Origin of the sequence: Mesorhizobium sp. B2-4-17 (assembly GCF_006441275.1) — a bacterium.
Classification (GTDB): Bacteria; Pseudomonadota; Alphaproteobacteria; order Rhizobiales; family Rhizobiaceae; genus Mesorhizobium.
Window position 1 is genome coordinate 1 of the sequence record NZ_VFUX01000054.1, and the last position, 24,442, is coordinate 24,442.

Genomic DNA, 24,442 nt, shown 5'->3' on the forward strand with positions numbered 1-24,442 from the left:
GTCTCATCATGATGAAAAAATGTGTCCACGATGTCCCCGAACACCTGTCCACCTTGTCTCCGGCACAAACAGGAGGGTTAGGGTGGGGGTTCCTCTTCGCAAGAAGCCATATGCGATTGCCCTGCCCGCAAGGGGGAGATCGAATGCCATGACTGCCTTCGCTAATTGTCAATGCTGAAGAAGAAGCGATGCCGACGAAATTGCCAATCTCCCCCCTTGCGGGGGAGATGTCCGGCAGGACAGAGGGGGGTGCCTCGCATGAGCCCTGGCTATTTCAACCCGGCAACTTCTCCTCGACGATGTGCGCCGAGTCGGGAATGAGCTGCCCCGCATGGTCGAAGCGCAGCACCACCACCCAGTTGAACTCGTCGTCTGGCCATTTGCCGTTCGGCAGCAGCGCCTTGGGGTCGGCGCCGAACGCCTTGATGAGCTTGGTCAGCTGGCCGTGGTGCCAGGCGATCAGGATCGACTTGCCATGGGTTTCGCTGGCGAGCGCGGCGACGAGGCCTTGAGCTTCCCTATCGGCGAAGCGCTGGTCGATCGGCAGTTTCAGCGCTTCGGAAAGCGGCACCAGCGTCAGCCGCTCGCGCGCGCTGTTTTTTGAATCGGCGCTGGCCACCAGCATATCGGGCCGGAACGGCACGCCATCGAGCATGAAGGTCTGGAAATAGGCTGCATAGGCTTGCGCGCGGGCCTCGCCCTGCGGCGACAGGCCGGGGCCGCTGTCGGGCTTTTCGCCATGCCGCACGATCAGCACCGTGGTGTCGGCAAGCCCGGTCGTGGTGTCGCCGGCGGCATGAGCGGACAAGGCGAGCGTCATTATCCACAGGACGGCAAGAACGAGGCGTTTCATGGCGGGTCCTTCGGGCGGTTTGGTGGCCACCAGTCAACGCATCAATTAGACGGAATCAGGGCCGGGGGCGCTTTGCCTTCCTCCCTGGCGGAGAAAGGGGATCGGCGCGAAGCGTCGAGACGGACCAGGGATGCTGGAAGAAACGAGGCGCTGGTGATTCTGTCTATCGTGAGGACCCTCATGTTTTCCGACATCATCAGACCCCATCACCCTGGCTGCCGCATTTCAGGCCGCCGCGAGCGTCCATAGACGATGGCCGTAGCGGCGGAAGAAGCGTGCTACCACACGCTGCTGCCTGGCCCTGGTGAGATCGGGCAGGCGCCGCTCCTGTCGCCAGCGCGGCATGTTGCGCCAGCAGGCGATGAAACGGGCGGCGTCCTCGATGGCTTCGTCCGCCGACAGGGCCGGGCCGATCGCGGCCAGGAACAGCGGCTCGGATTGTTTCAGGTCGTCGATGACGGCCTTGCGCCTGAAATGGTCTTGGCGGGCATGGGCAATGCCGTTGCAGCGGATCGCCTCGAAGGCTTCGAGCAACGCAGGGCTGTCGCCGGTGTAACCGCAGGCGCGGGCGAAATCGGCTGCATCCATCATTGCTCCCGGATCCGATGCCGGGCTGTTCATGCCCCGACTCACATTTGCAAGTATATATAAGCATAACTCAAAAAAATGCAGAAGGGAAACTTTTGGGAAAGTCTTGAAACTGCGACTCGACTCCCGGCTCAAAACACAGGAATATAAGAACAAATCAGGAACAAATAGCAGGAGGGGCGATGGCATTGCCAGGCAGGGAACCAGTGATCGCGCAGGTTGCCTCGATCTCTGTGGAGTGCGCCGATTGCGGCCGCAACAGATGGTGGCGGCCCGATCAGCTGAAGCGGTTCGGGGTGACGGGAAACACGCCGCTGGCCGCATTGTCCCGGCGCATCGTCTGCTCCGCCTGCCGCGCCGAAGGGCTGCCCGGCACGGCGGTGTCGATCCAGGCCGCATTCATCGACGAGCGCCAGCGTGTGCGCAGCGAAGCGCGGATTCTGAGCGACCGCGAGGTGCCGCTGGAGGGATCCAGGCGGGCCTGAGTGGGCGAGGGGAGGGAGGCTTCGGCCAATCCGCGAAGTCGTGCTTCCATCTGTTCCGGTTCAAGGCGCTAAGATATATTGGCTGGCGATCCCAGTTCCTTGCGATTGGCTCCCAAGCCTGTAATTTCGTCATCCTAGGGCGAAGCAAGGAGCGCAGCGACGCGGCGCAGACCCATGCCGAAAAGCGAGGGTGCTAATACCCCAGCAATTCCTTCAGCGGGATGACGCGCCAGACGTGCTTGATGGCGTAACGGTTGAAGGTCAGGGTTTTCGGCGGATTGTACTGCTCGACCACCAGCTCACCCGCGGTGCGTTTGACCAGCTTCTTGATGAAGGCCTTGCCGTTGCGCTCGTTTTCTTCCGGGAAGGTCTCGATCACGACGTGGTCGCCGGGCACGGCGTCGCGGCCGCCGCAATAGAGCATTTCGCCGGGCTCGTAACGCGGCACCATGGAATCGGAGAGCACGTGCAGCGCAAACACCTTGCGCAGATGCGCGATGCCTGGCGGACGCTGGACATAGCCGGCGACCTCGCCGTTGAAGGTGAAGTCGCCATCGTCGCCACCAACGGCGGCGCCGAGCAGCTCGATGTCCATCGGTCCGGCCGGCAATGGGCCGGCATCGGTGACGATCTCGGCGTCCGCCACCGGGCCAGCCTCGTCGAGGAAGACGACCTCGCCCTTGCCGAGCGCAACCGGGTCGACGCGCAGGAAGGCCGCGGTCTTCAGAAGATTCTCGGTTTTGGGCAGGTTGCGCCCCGTTTCCCAATTGCCGACGGCGGCGACATCGGTGTCGTTGTGCTCGGCAATGTGACGCATGACCAGCCCGCGCTGCTTGCGCGCCTGGCGGATCGCCGCCCCGACCTTGATCGACAGTTCCGTTTTCGCCATGGCGCCCATGTGAGCGATGAAAGCTGCTCTCGTCTATGAAAGAATGGCTTGCATCAATTTTTGAGTTATGCTTATATCTGGCCATGCAGAACCTGTCCAGCTTTCATGGCGCCGCGGCGCCGGCCTCCCGTGAGGCGCATCCAGCGACTGAAGTCGCCGCCCATCCCCTTCCGTTCCGGCCGTCCTCCTCCCCGGCCGGGGCGAAGCCCGAGAGCCTTGATGCCTCGGGTCCGGTCCGCCCGTCAGCGGTGGCCGGAACGGCCGGAGCCGCCGCTCCCCTCGGCTCCGGCCCCCATTTAGACCAGCCTACCGCCGGTCCGTCCGCGCGCTCCTGCATCCGCACGCAGGACGGCACCGTCATCCTGTTCGAGCCGATGACGGGCAGGGCGGTTTCCGCCCCCGACAGAAAGACGGCGGAGGCGCGGCTTGCGCGCGTCGCCGCCGGGCAATCGATCCGCTCCGGCTGACACCGGCGGAAGCCGGCTTTCGAACCGACAACCCGACCGTGGCCCGACCGGGCCCGAACCCTGACGCCTGGCCGACGGCGCGCTTTCAAGCGCGGCCGAAGGCGGACCCCTGGATGGAGCCTGGACATGGCAAGCTATAGCGACGCCGAATTGCACGAGATCGCCCGCTGGCTGAAGGAAGGGCTTTCGGCATCGAAGATCGCGGCGGCGTTCAGCACACTGCGCGGCAGCCCGGTATCGCGCAACGCCATCATCGGCATCGTCCACCGCAACGCCATGCTGGGCGCGATCGGCTTTGCCAACGGCAAGGGCATGCCGCCGGCGGCCAGGCAGGTTGCCGGCGAACGGGCGAAGGACAAGCGGACTGGCGGAACGCAGGCCAGCGGAAGGACAAAGGCCAAGGCCGCCGGAAAGGCGGCCGCCGTAAAAAAGGGTGCCGATGTGCCTGTCGGCAAGGGCGCCGCCACGCGCAAGGCCCTGGCCGGGGTCAGGCACGACGGCTCGCCGGCCTGCCTGCCGCCGCGCCTGTTCGTGCGCGAGGTGGGCGTGCTGATCGCCGACGGCGAAGCCTATCGCTTCAAGGTGCCGGCGCCGCGGCGCGGCCCGATCGGCCGCCAGCCGCATGGCGTGGCGATGCGCTTCATCGATTGCCTGTTCGGCCGCTGCCGCGCGCCGCTGGACCTGACGCTCGAAGAAGATCCTGAAGACGATGCGCCGGGCGGCCGGCCGGGCGCCGACATGCTGTGCTGCGGCATGCGCACCAAGGCGATGAAAAGCTACTGCGGCTATCACCAGGCGCGCTTTCGCCGCCGCGTTTGCGAGGCGGGGTGAGCTTCCCTACTCCCCGTCCCTATAGGGGAGGAAAGACCTAGTCCGCGCGGCGGACGAAGAGCCAATTGCCTGGCTTCGCAAACGGCGAATGCCGGCAGGCGGATGAGGGCTGTGCTGACGAGGCGGGGTTGAGGACGATATGAACTTCAAGCATCCGATTCAGATGCCACTTACCGAAGCGCCGGCGCCGCCCCACATTGCCCTGCCGGGCATTTCTAACCGTAAACGGGGAGAAAGAGGCGGAACCCTATTTCGGCGCCTGCCGACCTTGCTTGGGCATGCGGCTCTGCACCGGGCGGGGTTCCAGTCTCATGGCCGGCCCGCTGTCGGCAACCAGGATGCCGGTGACGCGGGCGAAGCCGGTGAACGCCTTTATCGCATCGGATTCCGATATCTGTGCCGCGATTGCCGCGCTGCAGGCGTTGAGCGCGCTACGATAGACATGACCGCGCCGCTCGATCGGCCAGCGCTGCAGGAAGTCGGCGGCATCGCTGACATTGTCAATTTCCTCGACATGCCCGTCCAGGCACACTTTGAGCGGCACTCCGGTTTTCATCGTACCCACGACATTCACCTTCGGTCTGCGCGCGGCTTTCAAGCCAACGCTCATAAACGCGCGAGGCCGGCAGGCGGTTGCATCGCTCCTGCGGCGGCTTCAAGGGCTGGCGGCCGCGTCGAGCCAGTCGTGCGCGCGGCTTCTCGGCCTGACCACCAATATGCCCTGTTGCCTGGCGGCCTTGCTGAAGGCCTCGAAGGCCGTGCGCGGGCAGCAACTGCCCTCAACCGCGAGTCTGACCAGCCGTGCCGCGTCGAGATAGGCTGGCGCGGTCTTGTCGGGCCATGGGTGCCGCAGCGCGGTCGCGGCGTCGGCCACCGAGCCGACCAGCATGGTCTTGTTGTCGCAAAAGCGCAGGGTAACCGGCATGAAAGCCGTCATCGGCAAACCTCCCCTTGGCGTGGTGGCGTCATAACGTACGGGCCGACGGCTGGTTCCATCGGGCGGACCGTGCGCGCGGCGCGGGAGGCAGCATGAGCGAACGGCCCTTCATGCAGCTCTACGTCTCCGATTTCGTCGGCGACACGCTTCAACTCTCCACCGAGCAGATCGGCGCCTACATGCTCATCCTGATGGCGATGTGGAACGCCGGCGGCCGGCTGCCCGACAATGATGCCAAGCTGGCGCGGGTGGCGCGGCTCTCCCTGAAAAGATGGCGCGTCATCAGCGCCGATCTCCTGACCTTCTTCGATCGCGAAGCGGGCGAGATCGGCCACAAGCGGCTGACGAAAGAGCTGCACAAGGCGAAGGCCAAAAGCGAGGCGAGGACCGCCGCCGGCGCGCGCGGCGGCGCCGCCACCGCCTTGAAAACAAAGGCACATGGGGCACCAAATGCCGGTTCTTTGCCGCGGCATCTTCCAGACTCCAGAAACCAGAATGAAAAAGCTTCCGGTCTTTCACGGGAAAGGACGGAGCAGCGTCCGCCGCGCGGACCGAAAAAGCCGGCCGGCTGGATCAGGCCGAAAACCCACGCCGACGCCGCCAATGCCATCATCGAGGAGATCCGCATTCATGACCGCAGCCGAACTGCAGCAGGCGACGAAGGCGCTGGCCGCGATGTTCTCATGCTTCCCGCAATCCGCCCTGACTGATGTCGAGATGCAGATGCGCGGCTATCTCGGCGCGGTACGCGACGCCGACCTGTGCGACCTGCAGGCCGCCATCCAGCGCTTCGCGCGCGGCGAGGTGAGGAGCGGCAATGCCCAGTTCTGCCCTTCGAGCGCCCAGCTCTGCATCGAGGTGCGGGAGAGGCGCACGATGCGTGAACTGATGGCGCGGCGGGCGGCCTCGCAAGTCTTGGATTCCTCGCCCCCGCGAAGCGGGGGAGAGGTGGCCCGGCGAAGCCGGGACGGAGAGGGGGACGCCCTCGGCGAAGTCAAAGCCGGTTGAGAATTGATCGCTGAACGCCCAGCCCTGAAACAACGTCTGCTGTCGGCGCCGCCCCCTCTCCGTCCGCTTCGCGGCCACCTCTCCCCCGCTCGCGGGGGCGAGGAACCCAGGTTCTGCAAAGCCCCACTCGAACACCCAACAGCAAGGAGCCACCCATGCCCAAAAAGACCAAACCCGCCAAACCGCAAGCGCCGAAACTGCCGAAGGGCGAGGCCGAGCAGGTGCGCATCCGGCGCGAGGTCGGCCATGATTTCGCGCTCAGGGACGACGAATTCGGCCGCAAGCGGCTGACCGTCGGTACGTTGGAGGCACGGCGCGTCTACGAGGTGTCGAACGACGGCCACACCTCCACCGGCGGCATCGTGCGGGTGCGCAATGTCGATCCGCTTTTGGGCATCACCTCGCTGTCGCGCCAGCAGCGCGAAGCCGGCCAGCGCTACCGCGAGGATTTTCAGTGCAGCCAGCAGGCTGATGTGAAGCCGATGCGCTGGACCGAGCGCGTCGATGGCGGCCGCCAGGGCGGCGGCATCGCCGACAGCGTGCTCGACGCCGGCCGCGCGCATGCCGCCGCCACCAGGGCGCTCGGGCATTGGGAGGTGGCCGTGGTGGTGCAGAAAGTCTGCTGCGCCGGCGGCTCGATCAAGAGCCTGGCCGAACAGACCGGCGAGGGGCGCGATGTGGTAACGAAACTGTTGAAGATCGGGCTGGACCTGCTGGCGGTGCACTATGGCATGATGATGAGGCGGGTGGGGTAGAAATCGCCCGCCGCAATGATCCGGCCGACGATGCCGGCCGGATCGGTTTCACTCGATCAGATCAAATCATCCGCAGACGCGGACTTCCTCGACGACCCTGTGGTGGTGGCGCCAATGGTTGACCAGCTCGACGCGGCAACGGTGGTACCGGTGGTAATAACGGGGCCTGTAGCCTTCATCGTAGGCGTCATAGGCATGATAGGGACCATAGTAGCGGCCGCCGTAATCTCCATAACCGTTGTAATAGTCGTTGCCGTAATAGTCGTTATAGCCGCCGCCGATGCCGATGAAGACGTGACTTCGGGCGCTAGCGGGGGCGATCATCGCCGCCGCCGAAGCAATGGCGATAACCGAGACAAGCAGGAGCTTCTTCATTGCTACCTCCTTTCAAGGTTGACCTAATATAACTCCTGAGACGCGGCCTCGTTCCATGGATTCGCGGGTAAGGCAGGAGACACCGGGCGGGATGTCCGGGCGGGCGTTCCTGGGGTTAGCGCCGAGACTGGCGAAAGCGCCGATGCGAGCTTCTTTCTCCCCGTTCACGGGAGAAATGCCCGGTAGGGCAGAGGGGCGGCGCAGCCGCTCGCTGCTTGGCATCTGAACCGACGTAGCAATCTCATCCTGCTCGCAAGTCCTGCCACGCTGGCGCTGCCCCTCATCCGCCTGCCGGCAGCTTCCCCCCGTGAGCGGGGAGAAGGGATATCGCACCCGCTAAAACAGCGCCTTTTCCAGCGGGCCTTCCAGCGTCTCCGCAAACGCCGTGGCCAGATGGTGCCGGTCGCGGAACGCCAGCTTGCCGCCGATGAAGACGTGGCATTGGGTGGGGCCGCAGAAGCGATCGGTCAGGTCGACATAGAGCGTGTCAGGCACGCTTTTCACCACGGCGCGCTCGGCGGCGGCGGCCTTGTCATTGGCGGCCTCGGTTCTTGGCGTGTCGCAGCGCGAGGGCGCCTTGCGCCACCAGAGCGCACGGGCCACGCAGGAATCGGCGAAGCTGTCGCCGATCGGCGTGTCGCGGATGACGGCTGTCTCGACGCCGGCTTTGCTGAAGGCCTGCAGTGTGGAGCGCAGGCCTGCCTGCCAGCGCGCGGTCTCGGCCTCGCGGCCGGCGGCTGGCATGTCGCGGGTCAGGTTGCCGATCGAGAATTCCGAGATCACCACAAGCCGCGGTTTGCGGCGGATTATGTCTGCTATCGCCTGTTCGCGCCAGGCGTCGCATTCGGTGTAGTCGCGCTTCAGCACCGCGTTGAAGGTCGACAGCCGCGAGGCGCGGCACGAGGATTTGAGATAGGTGACCACTTTGGTGTCGTTGCGCCGGGCCGCCGCGACCAGCGGCGTCGACCAGTGGTCGGCATGCGAATCCCCGAACAGCACGATGGTGTGGGCGGCATCCGCCGGGCCGAACACGCAAGGCTTCGGTTTCACCGTGTGGAAGTCGAGCAGGCAGTTGGCGTCGCGGGCGCGCGCGATGGAGGGCTGTTCGGCGGCCTGTTCGATACCGCGCTGGGCAGGGTCGATATTGCGTGTGGCCAGGTGCGCGCTGGCATAGGCCACCGCCACGCCCGCGCCGGTCAGCGCCAATGCGGGAGCCAAAGCAATTGCAGGAAAAGTGCGAAGCGGTTTTGCGCCAGCAATCGCTACAAAACGAAAGGCTCGGGCGTCCGCTATCGGCCAGCCGCCGCGCCGCGCCGGGTTCTCGATCAGATGATAGGTGAGGAACGACAGCGCCAGCGCCAGAGCGCCGCAGCCGAGGCGCTGCGCGACGGTGAGATCCGGCACCAGCATTCCGGCATAGACGATGACCGGCCAGTGCCAGAGATAGAGTGAATAGGAGAGCGCGCCGACCCATTGCAAAGGCGGCAGCGAAAGCAGGGAAGCGGGGGCCAGCGCCTGCCAGCGGGCAGGGCTGGCGGTCTCGCTGTCGTTCTCTTCGCCGGCGCCGCTCAGCAGCACCAGAACCGTGCCGGCGACCGGCAACAGCGCGTACCAGCCGGGGAAGGGCAGGTCTTCGCTCAAGGCAAGATAAGCCGCCGCGATCAGCGCCAGGCCGAGCCAGCCCTGCACCGCGCGCAGCCATCGAGCAATTCCAGGGAAGGTGTGAAACGGTTTTCCGTCCGCAATCGCGTCAGGACAAAGAACCGGAGCGGTTCGGCGGTTCCGCGAAACGATGAACCGCTCCAGCCGGTGCCGCCACAGGGTCGCCGGTGCCAGCGTCGCCAGGCCGCCGGCGGCGAACTCCCAGGCGCGCAGCGGCGAGAAATAGAAGGCCCAGGCCGGCGCGGCGCTGGTCAGCCACAGGCAGGCGAGGAAGGAGGCGAGGCCGGCCGCGCCGATCACCGCTACCGCCATGCGCTTTCCCGGACGCAGCCAGGCAGCGAGCAGAAGCAGCGTGGGCCAGACGAGATAGAACTGCTCCTCCACCGACAGCGACCAGAAATGGATGAAGGGATTGCTCAAGGCATCGGCGGCGAAATAGTCGAACGACCAGCGCAGCAGCCACAGATTGATGGCATAGGCCGACGCAAACATGGCGCCGCGCGAATAGAGCGCCTGCTCCTGCGGCGCCAGGATGAAATAGCCGGCGGCGAGCGTGACCAGGATGACGAACAAAGCGGCCGGCAGGAGGCGCCGGGCGCGGCGGGCATAGAAGCGCCAGAGGTCGAGCCTGCCGGTCTCGGTGATCTCCCGCATCAGGTGCGTCGATATCAGCCAGCCGGAAATGACGAAGAAGATGTCGACGCCGGCAAAGCCACCGGGCAGTGCGGCGAGGCCGAAATGATAGGCAACGACGCCGCCGACCGCCAGCGCGCGCAAGCCCTGTATATCTGGCCGAAACGATGCCGACACGATGGTTTCTTTCGTGCAAGCCCAGCCCGCCCCGCGTGCCGGCCAGACGGCCGATATCGCAATGCAGCAGACTTTTCGCAGTGCAACATGGCCGGAAAAAGGAAAGCGGGAGGAAATTGATGGTGATGGCTGACATGCAGCGGCCGGTCGTGTGCAGGCAGGGATCGCAGTCGCGGGCCGGCCGAGGCGATCTCTTCCTAGCCGCCCGAAGCCTTCGTCTCGATCTCCTGGAGATAAAACGCCTTGCTCGGCTGCAGATGGTCGACGCAGAGCTGCGCCAGCACCCAATTGTCCCGGCGCTGCAGCGCCTCGATCATCATCGCGTGATGCTGGCGCGATGTTTCGAGCTTTTCCCTGTCGGCCAGCGAATTGGCCCGCACCGGCAGGCTGAGGCGCATGTAGTGTTCGATCGAGGACACCAGATAGGCGTTGCCGCAGGCCGAGAACATTGTCAGGTGGAAACGGTCATTGGCCTCGTGGATGCCTCTCAGATAACCACTGTCGACATGGCTGCTGTAGACGCGGTGGATCCGCGTCAGTTCCTCGATCAGCGCATCGCCGGCGGGCAGGGGGATCATCAGCGCCGCCTGGCGCTGCAGCATTTCGCGCACCTCGTAGATCTGGCGCACCTCCTCGGGCGAGAGCCGGCGCACCATGGCGCCCTTGTTGCGCTCGCGCGTGACGATGCCGAGCCGCTCTAGCTGGTAGAGCGCCTGGCGGATGGCGTGGCGCGAGACCGGAAAGCGGGCGAGCAGCACATCCTCGACCAGGCGCGTGCCGGGCGCCAGCCGGCCGAAGATGATATCCTCCTCCAGCGCGTGCACGGTGTCGGCTTCCTTGCCGCCATAGTCGAAGCTGTTGAGCATTGCGCCCCCTGTTGTCTCGGGCCAACCTCGCCGGCTGGAAGCACCACTCTAGCCCTCGCGCAGGAGGCTTACCACAAGGTGGTCGAGGCGCGGGTTGTCGAGGCTGACGATCCCGGACATCTGCATCGCCTGCTTCAGGCTGATCCTGCCGAGTTCCTGGCGCATGATGACCCGCACGCAGACCGGTCCGGCTCCGGTCAAAACGAAGGCCTTGCCGACCAGGACCGGCTCCGAGAAAGGGGCCCATTGCACGGCCACGATCGACGGCTCCGCGGTCTGGCGGCGGTTGATGCCGGCGAAATAGATCCAGTTCAGGCGCGAGATCGCGATGCCGTAATGCCAGCCCGGCGCCCGCACGCCGCCTTGCCGATGGCCTTCGGTCCACCGCGTCACGCGCCTGAAGGTCACCAGCTCGGCCTCGCGCCGCACGAAGGTGACCGAGCGCATCAGAAGGTCGGGACGGTCCGGAACCGCGAAATAGGTGAAATAGGTGCCGCCCGCAATGGCCGGAGAAGGGCCACGCACCATGTTCTCGTAGAGCGTCCGGTGCATCGGCGGCAGATCCGGGTGTGCGGGTGCCGCGGCTTGCGGCGCCCCGTACAGCTCGTCCTCATCGATCCCGAAATAGGCGCAGATCAGCCTGGCCGTGGCCTGGTTGGGCACGCTCTTGCCCTGCAGGTAGCGCTCGAACTGCGAGCGGTTCATGCCCAGCCCGCGGCATGCGGCGCTCACCGACGCATGGCCGCCGACCAGCCGTCTGAGATTCGCGGCAACATTCTCCCGGATTGGCACGACTCCGCCCCTCGACAGATGTCCGAACCATTATTCAAGCGTTGGCTTATATCTCGCCAATCTCGCACAACATCGCGTCGGCGCGAATGGGACCTTCGGCCAAGAGGCGCGGCGGACGGGCCTCACGAAAGGCCCGCCACCGACGCGAATCGTGGCGGGCCTTCTGGAGTAGGCCGGGCTTCCCACCGTCCGGCCTTTTGCAAAACCTGTCGGCGGGGCGATCGTTCCATCACGACGGAAAGCCCGCCCCTCAAGGGGAAGCGGGCTTTCCCAAGCTCGTCAATATTGGATTGGCAAGAGTGCCAAGATCAGCCGCAAGGATGCGAAATGGGGCAGGCGACGGCGGCAATCGCCGACAGCCTGTCGCGCTTCACCAGAACTGGCTTTTGATAGGTCTTTTTCATGTGAATCCCCCATGTCCCGATACGCCTGAGGTAGAGCGTCCGAGACCGGATTTTGTCAAGGCGTGGCTGGAATAAAGAAACCCCGCCGGCCGGAGCCTGGCGGGGGTTGATTGGAGGAGTGATCGAATGGGAGACGATCCGGCTGCACAACGCGGTCGCCGCGCAAAGGTTCCAGCCCGCGCCTTTCGGGCGGCGCAATGGACGCGACCGTCTTTGCCCAGTTGGCATCCCGGCCAGCTAAAGGTGGCCCGCTGTCGCCGCCGCCATTGCTTTGGGCACGTTGAGCAGAGCCAGGGCCGCGGCGACCTGAGCCTTCCAGCCTTTGGGCATCTCCACCGGATTTCCGTAGCGGTCGGCGCCGGTCAGAAGCCCGCGTGCCGCATGGAACCCCAAGGCGCGGTAGGCTTCGAACTGCTCCTCGGTGAAGAACTGGTCGACGGTCGTTTCGTGGGGAAAGGTGGGATGGCGCCTGAAATAGTCGAGGATGTAGTCGTTCTCATCGCCGCTCAATGACGACTTGATATAGATCAGGACGCCTGTTTCGTCGTCGTCATATTTGATGACGCCGATCGCGGCATGCGGGCCACGCCGGCCAGGCGGTCCTTCGGGCCCATAGGGCGCGGTTGGCGTTATGCCGAGTGCGTTGGCCTCAATCGCCTGCCACCCCAGATCGATCCTGACGCCAAGATCGATACGGGCCATGACCTCCAGATTGACCAGCGATGGGAATGTCAGCGCCGGGTCGGCCTCGGCATCGACCGCGAGGATCACCTTGCAGCGGCGGCGCAGCAATTCGTAGATGCCGAGGTTCTCGATGTGGCCGCCGTCGGTCAGGTAGACGTTGAGCCGGTTCTGGTTCAGGAGCCCGGTCGTCTCCGCCGCGAAATACCAGGTGCCGACATTCGCGATCCAGCGGTTGAAGCGGTTCTTGAAGGCTCCGATCCGGAAAGGGTTGGCCAGCCAGTAGCCGAGCCGGATGTTCAGCAGGGACAGGCTGAACGTAAGGATTTTTATTGTCTGCCGTCCCATATTCGCCGATGCCGCCGCACCCGACGTCGCCATTGCCGTGGCGAGGCTGAGGTCGGGCACCACCTTTTCCATGTCCGTCGAGGCGACATAGCGGGTCGACTGGCTGCCGACATGCAGCGGGCTGAAGATGAAATTGTCGGCGTTGCGGCCGCGCTTGTTGAGGTCCTTCGAACCCTCGAGGTTTATGGCGGCATTGGACAGGAGATAGGGCGAGAAGGCCGCCCCTTCCTTCCAGTTTCCGGCCTCATCGACCGGCTTCAGGGACGAAAATTTCCAGGTGTCGACCGAGTCCGACGGCTGCTTGCCTATCGTGCTCCTCTGCATGAGGAAGGCGCGGCTGAGGCGGTCGCGGTAGAGCCTGTGGAGCGAGTTCGAATTCGGGCCGATCAACAGGCAGATGGCCGAGAGGACCAAAGCGGCGCCCAGATATGTCGCGCCGATGGGGCCAAGCCGGGAAAGCGGGCCGATATACCAGCCCGCTTCGCATTGCGTGACTGTCTTCAGCCAGCCCGGTGTTTCCACGCCGCACCACTCGTCTCCTTTGCGGATCGCCCAATAGCTCAGGTAAATGTACGTCACCCACAGCATGAACGGCACGATCACCGCGGCGAGGTAGAGGACGAGCCGGCTGCCGTTCTTCTTGATTGTCGCGCTCCAGCTCACATCGCCAAATGCCGCCTCGGCGAGCTTGGCAAGTTTTTGCGAAACCGAAATCAGCACCGCCACCGTCGGCACGAGCACGCCGGCAAGCGAGGGGAGAATGCTCGCGAAGGCTGACAGAAAATCCTGGAACGGCTCTGCCAGGACGAATGTCTGGTCGGTGGAACTGATGACCTTGTCGTTGGCGTTCGCAAGCATGCCCGAAAGCACCAGGGGCTGGATGTCAATGATCGCCGAGGCGAGCACCGCGGCAACCAGCGCGCCAAGGGCGCGGCCGAGAATCTCGCGGCTCCTCAGCGAGCCGGTGCGGAAGGTGAGGGACGTGTAGAGCGCGCTGCCGAACATCACAAACGCCGCCAGCGCGGCAAGCACCACGGTATGCGCGAAGTACTTCATGGTTGCGCCGAGCATTGGCAGTTTCGACGCCGAAATGCCGAAAATGCCAGGCCTCACCAGATCCGCTACGGTAGGGTTGATCGCGATGGTGAGCACGGCAAGCAGCAGCAGGGCCGGCAGCACGATCAAGGCGTTGACCAGCAGGCCCCGCATGACCAGCGCGATGCTGACCAGATAGTCCGCGGCACCGCTGGGCGCCAGGAAATTGGAGAAGTCCCGCAAATGCTGTGTTTCGGGCGTCTCCGCTTCGTCGAGCCGGCTTTCGAAGGGGAATGTGCGGCTGTCCTGCATCATTCCGGCCACGACCGAAGTGCCGATATAGCCGCCGCCCGAGACGGTGGAGAGATAGTCGACGGCATCGAGCGGGCGCGGACTGCCCGCCGGCGCCAGCGACTCCAGCGCCTGCAGCACGCCGAGGCAGTAGGAGGCCGAGCGCACGCCGCCACCCGAGAGCGCTATGCCCGTAAGATTGCTGGCTTTCTTCGTCCTGATCGCACCGCGTTCCGGGTCGGACCTTGCCTCGTCGATCGCCGCATCGCCGCGATCGACAAGGAAATGGCTGGTGGCCTGGCCGGTGCCGTTTGCCCTGTGTTCGGCCACGGCGCCGCCGCGGATGCGCATGCGGCGAAAATTGACAGCGCTCAGTTCGCGGCGGAAGACCTCGATAAAATCCAGGGGCACGCCGATCTCCATTATTCAGGAACCGCACGCTGTCCGTATTGTAGGGAAATATCCTTGCGCCACTAAAGCGCGTGCTGTGCGCGTTGTCCACAGCGGGACGCTTGCATGGCATTCTTACTGGCACACCGGTTCTTTTTGTTGCGCCTGGCTTCGTCAAGTCTGGCAGCGCCGCCCGGGTCGATGGCCATGCGGCACTCCAGTCAAGCTCGGCTTGGAGTGCCGCTGCCCCGCGCATACGCCGTTTTTGAGCGGCCCTGAAAAACTCAGCGCCGAAGCGGTCCGAATCCTTGTCGATGAGGCTACGCGGCTTGTGGTGGGATATCTGCGCTCATTCGGTTTCGAGGACAGCCTCGCTGTCCTCGAATAGCCGAGTTGAGAGCGCCAGCAAAGCTTCCGATGTTCTCCAGCGCTTCGGCGGTTTCTTGTGTTCAGTCCAGGCACCGGGAGATCGGCCGCTGATGCCAAAATCACGCACAACCGACGCAATGGGGCCGCGCGAGGCTCGCCCCTCAATTCCTGTCCGACGGCTTGGAGCGCATCCTCGACACCGTCTCACGCTCGGCCCGCTTGGAGCGCAGGGGCGGCAGGCCGCGGTCGATCAGGTCCATGTCCTCCAGCACCATGTCGCCCATGCGCCTGAAGGCGATGTCGAGCGCGCCGGCGCGGTGGGCGGAGCGCAGGAAGCCGGGCAAAGCGCGCACCGGGTGATCCCGGGCCAATGGCTCTTCCGGGAAGACATCGCTGGCGGCGACGATGTGGCCGCTCTTCACCGCCGCCATCAAGGCCGGGAAGTCGACGATGCCGGCGCGGCTGAGCAGGATGAAGGCGGCGCCCTTGCGCATGCTGGCAAAGGCATCGGCGCCGAGAAAGCCCTGGTTCTCGGAGGTCACCGAGGCGACGACGAAGACGAGATCGCTCGATGACAGAACGTCCTCCAGCGATGCCGGCTCGACACCATTGTCGATCAGGATCGACGGCGGCAGCCAGGGGTCGAAGACCTTTGTGCGGGTGCGGAAACCCGACAGCAGCCGGTTCAGGGCGCGGCCGAGATCGCCGAAGCCGATAATGCCGACATCGGCGCCCGAGAGCAGCCGCGCCGTCTGGTTGCCGTCGCCGCCCCACAATTCCTTGCCCTGGCGGAAGGCGAGATCGGCGTCAACGATGTCGCGGGCGAGGTTGAGCGCCATGGCCAGGCCAAGCTCGGCCACCGGCTCGGCGAAGACCAGGCCTGTCGTGACGACATGGATGCCGCGCGCGAACAGCGTCTCGTAGGGCATGTTGTTGATGAGATTGGTCTCGACATTGAAGACGCAGCGCAGCGCCTGCATCTCCTCCAGCGTCTCCAGCGAGATCGGCGGCTGGCCGATGATGTAACGGGCCTGCGCCAGCACGTCGACCGGCAGTCCGGCGACGCCGTCGGCCGTGGTCTTGACGACGCGGTAGTGCGCCTTGAGCCGCGCCAGCTGCGCCGGCGTGAAGATCAGCTCGAGCGTGCGTGGTTCGGGCGCGCTGATCACCAGCGGCAAAGCATTGTTTGGCATGGCAGATTCCTCCCGGCGCTATTCAGGCACGCCTGCACGGAAGAGAGAATACCGCCGATGGACCGATTTACCGCCAAAAAACGATTTGAGGCCGGTTCGGGCGCATCATCTGGCAATCGCGCATGAAAAAACCCGCTGGCCGAGCCAGCGGGCGATGGAGGTTCTTGACCTGGCGGCTTGTTTCAAACAGGGCAGGTCGATGGTGTGCAAACAGCGGTGACGGCCGAAAGCCTCTCGCGCTTCAGCAACACCGGCTTCTGGTAAGCCTTCTTCACTTTTAGTCCCCCAGTTTTCCCTCAGACCCGAAGCCTGCTCGCGCCACCGGGGATTGTCAACGCAAGACACTGCCACGGCTCGACCGAAAAGCCGGCAGTGTGGCCGATTCGCAATAGTGCGATGCGGCGCGCGCGTCTGGTCTCCGGCGCGGCCGTAATGGTCGGTGCCACCTCAGCCGTTGCGCCGCGACGGGTGATCTCCTGGCTGTCACCACCCATGTTGTGACAGCGTGTCCTGGCACAATTGACACCGCACGGCGAAGCGGTTCTTTTGGCGCCGTATCCAACGCGGAGGGCTCTATCCGATGAAGAAATACGAGAAGCCAAGCTGGCAGAAGCGTGAACGGTTGTCGGTCGTCACGGCTGCACCCAGTCTTTCGAATTCGCCGCCCTGAGCGGATCAGGCATAACGCTTTTCGCCTGGCGAAGCGAAACCCCAGGGCGCGGTCGGTTGATCGCGCCTTTTGCTTTCGCGGGCAGGGATGATTGCGTCGTGAGCACCGGGCGCAAAAAAGGAAACAATAGCAGCTCGGGACGCAGGTCGGGTTTTGCCCTTCACCCCATATTGGAGCGGTCGTTCGTGATCGCTTGATGTGCTCGAGTGGATACAGGCAGGTGGCAGTCGTCAACTCGCATCTATCGGTCGCTCATTCGACGATCTGGCCTGCATGGATATCAGCTGTTGCTCTGCCTCTGAAATGGCCACTCCGATCAAGCTGTCGAATTCGGTCATCGCGTCTAGATGCCCGTGATCGATTATGGATTTTCGAAGGATGCGCATGGCAAGAATAGCGTCCTGCAACGCGCGATCGATGTTCTTGACCATAACGGATCTCCTCAAGAACGGATCTCCTCAAGACATAAGCTGTCGGGGCCTCGCTTGTTCCGCGTGATGGTTGTTTTTCGTTACGATCGATCTCTTGCCTGACCGCAATTCAAGGCGGAAAACCGTTACACGTTTTTCGTGGAAGTGGCTTGGGTCGAGAGGCTGGCGCTTCCTTGCTCCGCACGGAGGGAGAAGGGAAGACGCCTCTGCTTTCGATGGCGGGAAAAGCTGGAAGTCCCTTACGCCATGCCCGGCTCCCGGCGCAGTCCCAAATAACCCATCTTGCGTCCGATGATCATCAACTGGCGCGCCGTGTTGTTGCGCAGGCGGCGGAAACGCCATTCCAGTCCGGTGCCCGTGGTGATCGCCCTGGCATAGTGGCTGACACGCATACCGTCCTCATCGGCGGCTATTTTGACGGGATCGTCATAGAAGGCGCAGATCTTGTCAGCAGCCATGCCTGGCGTTTCGAGCCAGCGCGGAATGTGAACAGAGTGGAGCTGATCAACATCGGTCATTACCCGCACGATGCCAACGCCCGGCGTTGGATCGGTCGTGCAGAAGGCGTCGCCGACAAACACAACCCCGTCACGCCGATGCCCTTCCGTCCTCGTCAGATCGATCGGCCTGATGTCGACAGGCCCGCTGATCTTGAAGTTTCCGCACTGAGCCGCGATCTCCGGCATCATTTCGCAAAGCATTTTCTGCGGATCCTTGCGGAACGCCTTGGTCCACGGCTCGCCCGCCTCCCGGTACCCAAACATGTTCCCACGCATGACGCCATTGATGGGAAACACGCTGAGATAAGCGATGCGGTCCTCCGGTCGCCTGGCGAAACAGGTGACTGCCTGATAGGCGCATTCGTCCGGCGGGGTGGCAAGGTCGAATCCGATCGAAAGCGAATGGCCCTTTGATTCTTCGATGCGGCGGACGCCGACGGCGCGCCGCACGGCCTCGCTGTGGCCGGTGGCCACCACCACGAGCCGCGCCTCGATGATGGCGCCCGTGTTGAGGACAAGCCGCTGCTTGTCCGGTCCGGTCATGATCTCGGCGACCTTGCCCACGGTGACCGGTACCTGGGGCGGCAAGGCGGCGCGCAGGCCGTTGATCAGCGCGCCATAGGAAAAACCATATTCCACGCGCCGCTCGCGTGCGAACAGCTGGCCAAGGCGAAAGACATGGATATCGTCCATCGACGTCATCAGAGGCAGCACGATCGAGTCGAGGCCCAGCTTCTCGAACAGGTGCGTCTGGTCCGTGCCAAGCTTCTCGGCCCGGAACTCGTCGGGATGGGTCCGATGCGGATCGACCAGCGCTACCTTGCGGCCGACGTTTCCCAAGACCGTTGCCAAGGTCGTGCCGGCCAACCCGGCACCGACAATCGCCACGTCGACTTCGGTCGGGACAGTCTCGGCGGGGTTCGCGTCGCTGCCCTTTATGCTGGTCATCTTCCCTCTCCACAATCTGTAGTGGAAAATATCTTCCGGACCCTTATCAACCTCAGGCAACCAGCACGGGTGACTGGTGGTAGCCAATGTTCAGGTTAATGACGGTCGCCTCTTCTGTTTCCAGCGCGGTGCGATCGCCGAGCCATCGATGAATTCCAGCCCGCCCGCCTCGTTGAGCGTGTGCAGCTTGCGCCCATTCCATAGCGCACCAGGGGTTAAGATCGTCTCGACCACCTGCTCCATGCCGTTCACATCAAGGTGAGCAATGCGTGCGATGCCGAGGGCCGCGCCATAGCTCCTGCGACAGTCCTGCACGGGGCGCAGCAACTGGCCGTTGCGTTCCACCATGCGGCCAGCCGGACGCGCCGAGGCGATGTCGACCAGCACGGGATTCTTGGGGTGCGGCGTCCAGGGGCCGCGAAAGTCCGGCGCCGACCACAGGTGCAGCGCGTCGGAGAAGGCGCCGCCACCATCGCGCACGGTGGCGAACAGCCACCAGCGCCCGCCATGCTCGACCAGGGTGGCATCGCTGGCGACGATGTCGGACAAGAGCGTCGCTTCCTTGACCCAACCGCCGGGGAAGGCTGTCGCCCGGTAGAGATCGACCGTGCGGTTGGCGCAGCTTTCCGGCACCATCCAGACCTCGCCGTCGCGCTCGAAGACGAAGGGGTAGGAGAGATGGTAGGGCAGGTCGAGCACCGGTTCCGGGCGGCCGATCGGCCCCGCAGGACCGAACGGCACGGCGGAGATGATGGCCTTGCCCAGCCGGTGGATATAGTCCTCGACGAACAGGGTTACCTGTCCCTGGTAGAGGATCGGGAACGGATCGGCGTAGAAGCGGCTGCCGTCGTCGGGCAGCACCCGCCAGCCCGATGCCGGATGCGCGCGCAGGTCGAACAGGTCGCGGCCATCGGTCTGGCGCCAGCCCACCTTCCAGTGCGGGGCGTTGTAGCAGAGGTGGTAGATTTTTTGGACAATGCGCCGCGCCAGCGCCTTGCCCGCCCTGACACCGAGCTTGGCGGTGGAGGGAATCTGCGGAAGAGCATCCGCCTGCGCCGGCTCGGGCAGGACGGGCAGGACGGCCCGCGCCGAGCCCGTCATTGCCGCCAGGATCAGGCTTGCCGTGCGCGCCAGCATGTCCTGGAACGAGGCCAGCGCGATGCCGCCATATTCCGTGCCCAGGCGTCCTTCGGCGACGACCGTGCCGTTCTCCTCGATGCGGGCAATCGGCGTGCGGCCGTCGAGAATCGACGCCAGCAAGGCCGCTTCGCCGGCGTCGCCGTCATAGGTCATGCGCCAGACGCGCGTTCCGTTCACATGCGCGTCGCCGCAGAGGTCGAGCACGAGATCCGCCGGAGCGGGCGCCTGTGTGCGGTAGGGCGCCAGCGCCGACAGCGGCAGGCGCTCGGCGAGCCCGTCCGCCGGCAGGCCGTGGATGGCTGTTTCAAGTTGGAACAGCGCCGCGGCGCTGCCTGGAATGCCGCCCCTGGCCGGTCTTGCGTCGACGCAAACCTCGACATGCGGCAGCACCGCGAGGCGCTGCAGCAGCATAAGGTGAAAGGCACGCACGCACTCGCTGTCCAGGCGCAGGCTCATCCGCATGTCGCCCCCTTAGCATTCCAGTGTTCGGTATCTGGCTGGTGTTCGAATTCCGGACATGGGCAAGGGCCGGACGAATGGGCCGGAGTGAAGTGCTGACCCATTTCAATCCGTCTCCTGCTCGCCCACGCCCGTATCAGCACGCCCGTGCCTGTACTACGCAAACTCCGTGCCAAAAATCAGAAGAGCTCCCAACATAATTAACAGTGTTTTAATGGTTGGAGGAATAGCTAGGCTGAAGCCGCAATTTAAGCTTGCGGGCCCATGGAGTGTTGTCGGAGCGACCTTTGCAATCATCCCTGCTCTCGTTGCCGCAACAACACGCTCCGGAGGTGATGCAACATGCTCCGGAGCCCGTGCCGGCGCCGTCCTATGCGTCCTCGACCGTCGAGCTGGGTGACCTGAAGCGCATATTGGTGCGCCGCCGTTTCCTGATCTTCGCCACCGCCGCGCTGCTGACCCTCGTGACGCTGCTCTACGGGCTGTTCACGCCGGCGCTCTACAGCTCGGTGGCGGAAATCATCATCGACCCGCAAGACCTGCAGGTGGTCACCAACGACGTCAATCCGAGCCGCGTGCCGCCCGATGGCGGCATCACCATGGTGGAAAGCCAGGTCGCCGTCGTCCAGTCGACCGGCGTGCTGCTGAGGGCCATTCAGGCCACCAACCTGACCGAGGATCCGGAATTCAACGGGCAGGGCGGGTTGTTGAGTCATTTGCTGGGCTCGGGGTCGGCCGAAACCGAGAAGACGGCGAACACGCTCGATGCCCTGCGCCGGCGGCTGGCGGTGAAACGCGCCGACAAGGTGCTGGTCATCGATGTGATCGTCACCGCCAAGAGCGCGGACAAGGCGGCGAAGCTCGCCAATGCCATCGCGCAGGCCTATCTGGCGGACCAGGCCAGCGCACGCGCCCAGGCCGCCACCGATGCCTCCAAATCAATCACCGCGCGGCTCGACGAGCAGCGCAGGCGTGTCCAGCAGGCCGAGAACGCCGTCGAGGCCTATAAATCCGCCAACAACATGGTGATGGCGGCGGGCAATCTGGTCAGCGACCAGGAGCTGACCGAGATCAACACACAGCTCTCGGCCGCGCAGAGCCGCACCGCGGCGCTGAAGGCGCAGGTCGACCAGCTGCGCCGGTCCGGCGGCGCGCCGGACGCGACCTCGGAAGCGATGCGCTCCTCGGTGATTTCGAGCCTGCGGGCGCAGGAGGCGACGCTTGTCGACCAGGTCTCGCAACTTGGCACGGAACTCGGGCCACGCCACCCCTCGATGATCGCGGCCCAGCAGCAGCTTCGCGACACGCGCGCGCTCATTGCGCGCGAACTCGCCCGCATCGCCGCCGCCGCCGAGACCGACTATGAGCGGGCGCTGGCCAATCAGCAGGCGCTGGAAGCCAAGGTCGCGGGCATGAAGAGCAAGTCGCTCGACACCGACCAGGCCTCGGTCAAGCTGCGCGAATTGCAGCGCGACCTCGAGGCGCTGCGCTCCGTCTACGCCACCTACCTTCAGCGGGCTCAGGAGACGCGCGAGCAGATCAATGTCGACAGCACCAATGCGCGCATCATCTCCGATGCCATGCCCGCCCTGAAGAAGAGCTGGCCGCCGCTGCCGCTGCTGCTCATCGGCGCGCTCTTCGGCGGGCTGGGGTTGGGCACCGGCATGGCGCTGATCGCGGAATATTCCTCACCGACCGTGCTTTCCCGCGCGCAGATGGAATCGGCCATCGAGGCACCGGTGCTGGGCGTGCTGCCGGCGAAAACAGCGCGCCGCCGCTGGTGGCCTTTCGGCCGTTCAGCCGCGCCGGCCGGAGAGAAGACGGATGCGGTCGCGGGCTTGGCGCTGAGGCGTCTGTTCGCCGCCAGCAGGCGGCCGCCGAACTGGCCGCTGGTGCCGTCGATCCTGGTGACGTCGCCGCCGCTGGATGCCGCGCAACGAGGCCGGGTGGCGCGCCTGCTCGCCAATGCCGCCGCTGCCAGGGGCAGCCGTGTGCTGTTCATCGATAGCAATGCCGGCAGCGGCAAAAAGGAGCCGCAACCCGGCCTGCTTGACGTGCTGCGCGGCGAATATGCCTTCGAGGCGCTGAGCCAGCGCACACCCGGCAGCAATGTCGCGGTTCTGGGCGGCGGCCGGCCAAAGGCTGGCGTCTCGGAGGCGCAGGGCGTCTATTTCACGCAGCATATGCTGGCGCAGGCCGGCCACAGTTTCGATCTCGTCGTCGTCGACGGCGGCGCGCTGGCCGACAATCTCAACGTCTCGCCGCTGGTCGCCATGGTCGACGAGATCGTGCTCGTCGCCACGCTGAACGCGACGCCGATGCACGACGTGACGGCGGCTTCGCAGGCCATTTCCGTCATGGGGCGGTTGCCGACCGCCGCCATGCTGGTCGACGAGGCAGCCTGACATGACCGCCAGCCGGCCTGCCGTCCGGGCCGCCACCCCGGCAGCCGGCTGGGGCGTTCCGGTTCCGGCGGCCGCCGGCAATTCCATGGACTGGGTGACCGGCTATGGCCTGGTCGCGGCGGTGGCGTTGCTGTTCGGCATTTCGGGCGGCATGCTGTGGCTGGTGGGTTACAATTATGACGGCCTGACCGGCAATCCGGCCACCAAGATCCATCCCTCCACCTATCTGCTCGTGCTGATGTTCGCCTGGCGCGCCTGCACGTTCGGCAACCCGATGGGTTACGTGGTGACCGTCGCCGACAGGCGGCCGGCCAGCGCGCTGCTGGCGGTCATGTCGATCGTGCTGCTTGTCGTCGTCATCGTCCGGCAGCGCCCCGGCATGGCCGGCATGATCGACACGTTCGTGACGCCGGCGCTGCTGGTGCTGATGCTGGCCGAGAACGACGAGAAGACATTCGCCCGCCTGCAAACGGTGGTACACGCGATCATGACGGCGAATGCGCTGCTGGCGCTGTTCGAGTTCGCGACCAAGACGCTGATCTTTCCGTATCGCCTCGACGGCGAGGTGTTCGCCAACGATCTGCGCTCGACAGCGCTTCAGGGGCATCCGCTCGTCAACGCCACCATCACCTCGATCTATGTGCTGGCGCTGCTCTCCGGCTCGAAATCGCTGTCGATGCCGCTGCGGCTTGGGCTGATCGGCCTGCAATGCGCGGCCCTCGTCGCCTTCGGCGGCCGCTCCGCCATGGTGCTGACGATCATGCTCGGCGGTTGCTATATCCTCATCCAGGGCCTGCGCACCTTGCGCATGGGGCGTGTCAATCTGCTTGGCGCCGCGCTCGGCTTCATCCTCGCCGCGCTGATACCGGTCGTTATCGTGCTCGCGGCCTCATACGGCTTCTTCGACGCGCTGCTCGAGCGCTTCGTTTCGGATTCAGGCAGCGCCAATGCCCGCGTCGAGATGTTCGATCTGTTCCAGCACCTGGAACTGCGCGACCTGATCGTGGGGCCCGATATCGACCTGGTCGAGAGTATGCGCCGCATCAGCGGCCTCGAACAGGGCATAGAGAATCCGATCATCCGCATGGTTCTCTACCAGGGCGCCTTCTTCACCCTGTTGATGGTGTTCGGTTTCGCGCTGTTCACGCATGAGGTGGCACGCCGCTGCCATCCGGGAATATGGCTGCCGATGCTCGGCTGGCTGATGCTGCTCAACACCTCCGAGAGCCTGGCGTCGAAGACAACGCTCATGACCAAGTTCGTGGTGATCGCGCTGGCGCTGTACCCGGCGCGGGCGGTGGTGCGAGGGCGCCAGGCGACGCCGCTCTCCGCGCTTCGTCATCCTAGGGCGTAGCAAGGAGCGAAGCGACGCGGCGCAGACCCTAGGATCCATGCCGTGACGTTGGCCGAAGGATGCAGCGGTACAGAATGGGCACCTGAATTCACGCGAGTTAAGGTCACGCATGACTGGGTATGTCTATATGACAGCAAGCCAAAAGCGTGGCACGATCTATATCGGTGTCACGAATGATCTCGGCCGTCGCATGCCTGAGCATAAGTCTGGCCAAGGCGCACGCTTCACCGGCCGCTACGGCGTGCAACGTCTTGTTTGGTACGAGGAATATTTCGACATCACTGACGCTATACAGCGGGAGAAGTCGCTGAAGCGCTGGGCACGCCAATGGAAGATCGACTTGATCGAAAAGACCAATCCGGAATGGTTCGAGCTTTTTCGCGGCACGGGATGGTGAGCATTCTGCACCGGTACCTCGCTTGCAGTTCACGGCATGGATCCTAGGTGTTTAGTCCCGGCATTTGATGGACCGGGTCGAGTCTGAACCGTTCGGGCTCTTTTTTCCA

23 protein-coding genes are annotated in these 24,442 nt (G+C 64.6%); 9 read left to right on the forward strand and 14 right to left on the reverse strand.

The window, feature by feature from the left end; all coding sequences use genetic code 11:
* Positions 1–274: 274 nt before the first annotated feature.
* Positions 275–853: a flagellar basal body-associated protein FliL gene (locus FJ548_RS28690; RefSeq protein WP_246678794.1), complete on the reverse strand. Its 579-nt coding sequence runs from the start codon at positions 851–853 to the stop codon at positions 275–277.
* A 225-nt stretch (positions 854–1,078) separates the two neighbouring features.
* The gene (locus tag FJ548_RS28695) at positions 1,079–1,441 is read right to left on the reverse strand and encodes a hypothetical protein (RefSeq protein WP_140613581.1); all 363 of its coding nucleotides are present in this window, start codon (positions 1,439–1,441) and stop codon (positions 1,079–1,081) included.
* A 182-nt stretch (positions 1,442–1,623) separates the two neighbouring features.
* On the opposite strand from FJ548_RS28695, the gene FJ548_RS28700 reads away from it, so the two are divergent.
* A complete protein-coding gene (locus FJ548_RS28700; RefSeq protein WP_140613580.1) occupies positions 1,624–1,926 on the forward strand; it encodes a hypothetical protein in 303 nt (100 codons plus the stop codon).
* A 193-nt stretch (positions 1,927–2,119) separates the two neighbouring features.
* Here the strand turns inward: FJ548_RS28700 and FJ548_RS28705 are convergent, their stop codons facing one another.
* A complete protein-coding gene (locus FJ548_RS28705; protein WP_140698842.1) occupies positions 2,120–2,824 on the reverse strand; it encodes a helix-turn-helix transcriptional regulator in 705 nt (234 codons plus the stop codon).
* A gap of 26 nt (positions 2,825–2,850) precedes the next feature.
* On the opposite strand from FJ548_RS28705, the gene FJ548_RS28710 reads away from it, so the two are divergent.
* Entirely contained in the window at positions 2,851–3,282 is a 432-nt protein-coding gene (locus FJ548_RS28710; RefSeq protein ID WP_140779651.1) for a hypothetical protein, read from the forward strand.
* A gap of 126 nt (positions 3,283–3,408) precedes the next feature.
* A complete protein-coding gene (locus FJ548_RS28715) occupies positions 3,409–4,113 on the forward strand; it encodes a GcrA family cell cycle regulator (protein ID WP_140779652.1) in 705 nt (234 codons plus the stop codon).
* 247 nt (positions 4,114–4,360) lie between these two features.
* On the opposite strand, the gene FJ548_RS28720 is transcribed toward FJ548_RS28715, so the two are convergent.
* Complete coding sequence (locus tag FJ548_RS28720; RefSeq protein ID WP_226890694.1) at positions 4,361–4,669, reverse strand: DUF982 domain-containing protein; 309 nt, start codon at positions 4,667–4,669, stop codon at positions 4,361–4,363.
* Between the two features lie 99 nt (positions 4,670–4,768).
* A complete protein-coding gene (locus FJ548_RS28725; protein WP_140698831.1) occupies positions 4,769–5,050 on the reverse strand; it encodes a DUF982 domain-containing protein in 282 nt (93 codons plus the stop codon).
* 92 nt (positions 5,051–5,142) lie between these two features.
* Here FJ548_RS28725 and FJ548_RS28730 point away from each other — a divergent pair, with 92 nt between their 5' ends.
* From FJ548_RS28730 to FJ548_RS28740, 3 genes are all read left to right on the forward strand, one after another.
* Positions 5,143–5,760 carry a DUF1376 domain-containing protein gene (locus tag FJ548_RS28730; RefSeq protein WP_140779653.1) on the forward strand — a complete coding sequence of 206 codons (618 nt, stop codon included), beginning with the start codon at positions 5,143–5,145 and terminating at the stop codon, positions 5,758–5,760.
* On the forward strand, positions 5,681–6,058 hold the full coding sequence (locus FJ548_RS28735; RefSeq protein WP_140779654.1) for a hypothetical protein: 378 nt from the start codon (positions 5,681–5,683) through the stop codon (positions 6,056–6,058). The genes FJ548_RS28730 and FJ548_RS28735 overlap by 80 nt, the downstream gene beginning before the upstream one ends.
* Before the next feature lie 155 nt (positions 6,059–6,213).
* Positions 6,214–6,813: a DUF6456 domain-containing protein gene (locus tag FJ548_RS28740; RefSeq protein WP_140779655.1), complete on the forward strand. Its 600-nt coding sequence runs from the start codon at positions 6,214–6,216 to the stop codon at positions 6,811–6,813.
* 66 nt (positions 6,814–6,879) lie between these two features.
* Here the strand turns inward: FJ548_RS28740 and FJ548_RS28745 are convergent, their stop codons facing one another.
* From FJ548_RS28745 to FJ548_RS28785, 9 genes are all read right to left on the reverse strand, one after another.
* Complete coding sequence (locus tag FJ548_RS28745) at positions 6,880–7,188, reverse strand: hypothetical protein (RefSeq protein WP_140698821.1); 309 nt, start codon at positions 7,186–7,188, stop codon at positions 6,880–6,882.
* A 336-nt stretch (positions 7,189–7,524) separates the two neighbouring features.
* Positions 7,525–9,660: an acyltransferase family protein gene (locus tag FJ548_RS28750; RefSeq protein WP_140779656.1), complete on the reverse strand. Its 2,136-nt coding sequence runs from the start codon at positions 9,658–9,660 to the stop codon at positions 7,525–7,527.
* A gap of 197 nt (positions 9,661–9,857) precedes the next feature.
* Complete coding sequence (locus FJ548_RS28755; RefSeq protein WP_140698817.1) at positions 9,858–10,526, reverse strand: GntR family transcriptional regulator; 669 nt, start codon at positions 10,524–10,526, stop codon at positions 9,858–9,860.
* 48 nt (positions 10,527–10,574) lie between these two features.
* Positions 10,575–11,318: a helix-turn-helix transcriptional regulator gene (locus FJ548_RS28760; RefSeq protein ID WP_140779657.1), complete on the reverse strand. Its 744-nt coding sequence runs from the start codon at positions 11,316–11,318 to the stop codon at positions 10,575–10,577.
* A gap of 641 nt (positions 11,319–11,959) precedes the next feature.
* On the reverse strand, positions 11,960–14,488 hold the full coding sequence (locus tag FJ548_RS28765; RefSeq protein ID WP_181168939.1) for a patatin-like phospholipase family protein: 2,529 nt from the start codon (positions 14,486–14,488) through the stop codon (positions 11,960–11,962).
* Between the two features lie 509 nt (positions 14,489–14,997).
* Positions 14,998–16,029 carry a hydroxyacid dehydrogenase gene (locus FJ548_RS28770; protein WP_140779659.1) on the reverse strand — a complete coding sequence of 344 codons (1,032 nt, stop codon included), beginning with the start codon at positions 16,027–16,029 and terminating at the stop codon, positions 14,998–15,000.
* 900 nt (positions 16,030–16,929) lie between these two features.
* A complete protein-coding gene (locus FJ548_RS28775) occupies positions 16,930–17,130 on the reverse strand; it encodes a hypothetical protein (RefSeq protein ID WP_140613215.1) in 201 nt (66 codons plus the stop codon).
* Between the two features lie 239 nt (positions 17,131–17,369).
* On the reverse strand, positions 17,370–18,578 hold the full coding sequence (locus FJ548_RS28780; RefSeq protein ID WP_140779660.1) for an NAD(P)/FAD-dependent oxidoreductase: 1,209 nt from the start codon (positions 18,576–18,578) through the stop codon (positions 17,370–17,372).
* Between the two features lie 90 nt (positions 18,579–18,668).
* Positions 18,669–20,180: a formyl transferase gene (locus FJ548_RS28785; protein ID WP_140779661.1), complete on the reverse strand. Its 1,512-nt coding sequence runs from the start codon at positions 20,178–20,180 to the stop codon at positions 18,669–18,671.
* Positions 20,181–20,512: 332 nt separating this feature from the next.
* On the opposite strand from FJ548_RS28785, the gene FJ548_RS28790 reads away from it, so the two are divergent.
* The 3 genes from FJ548_RS28790 (at position 20,513) to FJ548_RS28800 (ending at position 24,333) form a co-directional block, all read left to right on the forward strand.
* Complete coding sequence (locus tag FJ548_RS28790) at positions 20,513–22,582, forward strand: Wzz/FepE/Etk N-terminal domain-containing protein (RefSeq protein WP_140779662.1); 2,070 nt, start codon at positions 20,513–20,515, stop codon at positions 22,580–22,582.
* 1 nt (position 22,583) lies between these two features.
* Entirely contained in the window at positions 22,584–23,936 is a 1,353-nt protein-coding gene (locus tag FJ548_RS28795; RefSeq protein WP_140779663.1) for a VpsF family polysaccharide biosynthesis protein, read from the forward strand.
* Positions 23,937–24,045: 109 nt separating this feature from the next.
* A complete protein-coding gene (locus tag FJ548_RS28800) occupies positions 24,046–24,333 on the forward strand; it encodes a GIY-YIG nuclease family protein (RefSeq protein ID WP_140779664.1) in 288 nt (95 codons plus the stop codon).
* The last annotated feature ends 109 nt before the right edge of the window (positions 24,334–24,442 follow it).